We start from the raw sequence: 4,014 nt of genomic DNA, 5'->3' as shown, positions 1-4,014 counted from the left end.
GGGGAAGGGGGTAAATGCGGGGGGTGGGGGTCAAGGAACGGGCCACTGAGTGGCCGGTGAGCAGGGGTTAGGGAGGGCTCGGGGAGGGCACGACGTCAGGAGCGCGCGGGTGAAGCGGTTGCGCTGTATTTAACCTTGGCCCGCCGGGGCAATAGGGGCGCGGGGCTTGCTGTGGCCTGCCTGGAGGATAAGGAGGGACGCCAATCTCCAGGGATGTCCCCGCCCCTTCTGCTTCTCCGGCCATCTGTGGCTACCCGGCCCCAGGTTCTGCCCTGGCCGTGTCGGCGCCGGTGGCCTGCTTGTCCGCGGGCTCGGTGGTCGCTTCAGGGGTTGGCTCGGTGGCCGAACCAGTGGCCGGACCCGTGGCCAGATCGGCTGCTGTTGTGGCGACCGGCCGAATGACCGGCCCATTCGTCGCCTCAGCCGCCCTCCCGGCTGCCGAAGGATTGCCGCCAGTGGCTGGGGGAGACCCCCAGGTTGCGGCGGAAGTGCAGGCGCAGGGCTTCCGGGGAGCCGAAGCCGGCCAGCTGGGCAATGCGCTCGATGCCGTGGTCGGTGCTTTCCAGCAGGCGCTGGGCCAGTCCCAGGCGTTCCCCCTGCAGCCACTGGCCGACGGTGGCGCCGGTGAGTTGGCGGAAGTGGCGGGTGAAGGTGCGGCGGCTCATGAGGGCGCGGGCCGCCAGGCTGTCCAGATCGTGGGGCTGTTCCAGATGGGCCCGTACCCAGTCCAGCAGTTCCGCCAGGCGGGAGTCGCCGGCGGTGGCCGGCAGGGGCTGGGGGATGTACTGGGCCTGGCCGCCCTGGCGGTGGGGCGGCGTTACCAGGCGGCGGGCCACCCGGTTGGCGGCGGTGCTGCCGCATTGCTGGCGCAGCAGGTGCAGGCAGGCGTCGATGCCGGCGGCCGTGCCGGCGGAGGTGAGCAGGGGGCCGTCATCCACGTAGAGCACGCCAGGGTCCAGGGTGACGGCGGGGTAGCGGTGGGCGAAATCGGCGGCGAATTCCCAGTGGGTGGTAGCCCGGCGGCCATCCAGCAGGCCGGCCTCCGCCAGCACATAGGCCCCCAGGCAGAGGCCGACGATGCGGGCGCCGCGCCGGTGGGCGGCCTGCAGGGCCTCGAGCAGGGCCGGGGGCGGTGCTTCCGCCGGGTCGCGCCAGCTGGGCACGATGATCACCTCCGCCTCCGCCAGGGCCTCCAGCCCGTGTTCGACGTTGAGGCTGAAGCCGGCACTGGTGGCCAGGGGGCCGGTTTCCCAGGCGCAGACCCGCAGGTCGAAGGCCGGGGCGCCGGGATGGCGGCCGCCGAAGACGACGCAGGGCACCGAGAGGTGGAAGGGGCTGATGCGCTGGTAGGCCAGCACGGCGACGCGGCAGCGATGCATGGGCGGCTCCGGGGGAGGGCGGTGTGGCGTGTGGCGATATGGTGCGAGATACGGCGGCGATAAATACGGCAGCGACTTTCGGCGTGCGGGGCGTTGCACGTCGACGTGCAGCCTGCGGCGATTGCCGAAATGGTGTGGCCCGATATTACCGTAAATTGTCATTCGGGCCACTGCCGGGGACGGCCAGGGCGGCCAATAATTCATCCCATCAACACTGCTGTCGGGTGGCCTGCAAGGCAGCGTCAGGCCGCCCGGAGAAATCGGCGCCGCCGCAAGCGGTGTTCCCTGAATACCGTTTCTTTTCCGAGGAGATACACATGAGCGAGTCCAACGCAATTTCCGGCACCCCCACCAAGCCGGCCCTGGTCGTCATCGATCTGCAGAACGACTATTTTGCCGACGGGGCCTTCCCCCTGTGGCAGCCCGAGGCGGTGCTCGAACGCATCGAAGCGGCCATCGGCCGGGCCCAGGCCAAGGGCGTGCCGGTGATCCTGGTGCAGCACGTGGCCGACCCGGCCAAGGGGCGAGCGCCCTTCTTCAACGCCGGCACGCCGGGAGTGGACATTCATCCCCGCATCCGGGCGGCGGCACCGGAGGCCCCGGTGGTGGTGAAGCATTTCGCCGACTGCTTCCACCAGACCGAACTGGATGAACTGCTCAAGGCCCAGGGCATCAACGAGCTGTGGCTGTGCGGCATGATGATCCAGAACTGCGTTACCCACACCGCCCTCTCCAAGGCGGCGGAGCAGTATCAGGTTTCGGTGCTCAAGGATGCCTGCACCACCGTCAGCGACATCCTCCTGCGCATCGCCCTGAGCGCCCTGACGACGCGGGTGGCGGTGGTGGATACGGCCGAGGTGGTGTGAGCTGACAACCCGCTTACCCGCCGGATTCCCGGCCAATGGCCGGCCCGAGAGGGCGGTCATTGGCCGTAGTGGTCGGCGCCAGACAATGGTCGTCACCAGGCAGCGCTTGCGCCGGGGAGTGGGGCAAGGGAGGCAACGGGCAGTTGCTGCAATTCGGGGGGAGGTGTTGCCCAGGCAGGGCGGGAATGAAACGGGGTCAGGCGCCGGAACGGCAGGGACTTGACTGGAGCGGTACGGCAGGAAGGCGCCGCATGACGGCGGCCGGAAGGCTTGGTGCTCTGGGCGAGACTCGAACTCGCACGGCTTGCGCCACTACCCCCTCAAGATAGCGTGTCTACCAATTTCACCACCAGAGCAGGTAGATGGTGCGTCCTGACGGGGTCGAACCGCCGACATTCGCCTTGTAAGGGCGACGCTCTACCAACTGAGCTAAGAACGCATCTGCGGCGGGCGATGATGCCGCCGGATGTTACTGGAGCGGGAGAAGAGTCTCGAACTCTCGACCTCAACCTTGGCAAGGTTGCGCTCTACCAACTGAGCTACTCCCGCATGGATGTTGGCGGAGTGGACGGGACTCGAACCCGCGACCCCCGGCGTGACAGGCCGGTATTCTAACCAACTGAACTACCACTCCACACATCTGAAACTTGGCTCCCCGACCTGGGCTCGAACCAGGGACCTACGGATTAACAGTCCGGCGCTCTACCGACTGAGCTATCGAGGAAAAGAGGCGCGAATTATAGAGAAAAATCGCGCTTGCGCAAGATGGTGGGGCGTTTTTTTTGGCTGCGCCAGGTCGCGGCCATGCCGTCGCCCTTGCCTGCTGCTTCGTTTTTGCCGTCAGCGCCGGGTTTGGGGGCTTTCCCTGGCGGCCATGCAAGGCCGGTAGCGCTTTGTTCCGCGCTGCATCGGCGGGCCATGGCTGCCAATCGCGTCCGGTGCCTGGCGCCGGGGAGGCTGGCCATGGCGGTTTCTCCCGCTCGGGCGGAAGTTCGTGCGGCAAGGGAAGGGCTGGCGGGAGAAGGGCGGCAGCAGGTCTACCGGGCTACCGGGGCCATCGGGGCCATCGGGTTCATTCCCGGCTCGGCCTTCCCCTGATGGGATGGGGCGCGGAGCGTTCGGTCGTCGAGCACCCAACAAAACGCCGCCCGGAAGGCGGCGCGTTGTCGGGTCACGGCCATGCCGGCCGGCTTCAGGCTGCCAGGGCGCGGCATTCCTTCAGGCAGGCGGCACAGGCGTCGGCGCAGGCCTTGCATTCCAGGTGCTTCTTCTCGTGCTTGCGGCAGGCCTTTTCACAGCTGGCACAAACGTCTGCCGAGACCTTGGCCAGGGCCGGGGTGAAAGCGGAGTTCTGGATGGCCAGCTTCATCAGGGCCTCGCAGGTGGCCAGCAGTTCGCTGACGGACTGGGCACAGGCGGCCATTTCCTTGTCGCCCTGGCCCAGCAGCACCAGGCAGTGGGCCAAACAGGCTTGGCCGGTCACCAGGCAGTCGCTGCTGCTGGCGATGAGGGCGCCGTAATTCTTGCCCATCGCACCGTGGTCATGGTGATGATGGTCGTGGCTGTGGTCGTGATTTTGTTCTTTGCCGGCGGCCAGGGCGTTGGTGCTCAGGGCGGCGGTAATGGCGGCCGCTGCGGTGGTAGCGGCGGTTTTCAGCAGGTCACGGCGTTCCATGGGGTCTCCCGGTAAAAGATGCCGTAAGGGTACGGCAAGCGCCCCGGGGAGGAAAGGCGGGGCAGGCGATGCCTCACGGCTCGGCGCGGTCGGC

At 67.7% G+C, this 4,014-nt stretch carries 4 protein-coding genes and 5 tRNA genes; 1 reads left to right on the top strand and 8 read right to left on the bottom strand.

What is annotated here, in order from left to right; translation table 11 throughout:
* Positions 1-419 precede the first annotated feature (419 nt).
* Complete coding sequence (locus AZSI13_RS09170; RefSeq protein WP_109040870.1) at positions 420-1,379, bottom strand: GlxA family transcriptional regulator; 960 nt, start codon at positions 1,377-1,379, stop codon at positions 420-422.
* Between the two features lie 317 nt (positions 1,380-1,696).
* Between AZSI13_RS09170 and AZSI13_RS09165 the strand changes: the two genes are divergently transcribed.
* Positions 1,697-2,245 (top strand): cysteine hydrolase family protein, encoded by a 549-nt coding sequence (locus AZSI13_RS09165; protein WP_109040869.1) that lies wholly within the window; start codon positions 1,697-1,699, stop codon positions 2,243-2,245.
* Between the two features lie 271 nt (positions 2,246-2,516).
* Here the strand turns inward: AZSI13_RS09165 and AZSI13_RS09160 are convergent.
* The 7 genes from AZSI13_RS09160 to AZSI13_RS09135 form a co-directional block, all read right to left on the bottom strand.
* Positions 2,517-2,601: transfer RNA gene (locus tag AZSI13_RS09160), tRNA-Leu, on the bottom strand.
* Positions 2,602-2,608: 7 nt separating this feature from the next.
* A tRNA-Val gene (locus AZSI13_RS09155) sits at positions 2,609-2,684 on the bottom strand.
* Positions 2,685-2,718: 34 nt separating this feature from the next.
* Positions 2,719-2,794, bottom strand: a tRNA-Gly gene (locus AZSI13_RS09150).
* An 8-nt stretch (positions 2,795-2,802) separates the two neighbouring features.
* A tRNA-Asp gene (locus AZSI13_RS09145) sits at positions 2,803-2,879 on the bottom strand.
* Between the two features lie 14 nt (positions 2,880-2,893).
* Positions 2,894-2,969 (bottom strand) — tRNA-Asn (locus AZSI13_RS09140).
* Positions 2,970-2,982: 13 nt separating this feature from the next.
* Positions 2,983-3,210 (bottom strand): hypothetical protein, encoded by a 228-nt coding sequence (locus tag AZSI13_RS17290; protein WP_133247300.1) that lies wholly within the window; start codon positions 3,208-3,210, stop codon positions 2,983-2,985.
* Between the two features lie 227 nt (positions 3,211-3,437).
* Positions 3,438-3,920 (bottom strand): Csp1 family four helix bundle copper storage protein, encoded by a 483-nt coding sequence (locus tag AZSI13_RS09135; protein ID WP_109040868.1) that lies wholly within the window; start codon positions 3,918-3,920, stop codon positions 3,438-3,440.
* Positions 3,921-4,014: the final 94 nt, after the last annotated feature.

The organism is Azospira sp. I13, assembly GCF_003112695.1.
Lineage (GTDB): Bacteria > Pseudomonadota > Gammaproteobacteria > Burkholderiales > Rhodocyclaceae > Azospira.
The sequence above is the reverse complement of the archived record's forward strand: the minus strand, read 5'-3'. Positions and strand labels throughout refer to the sequence as shown.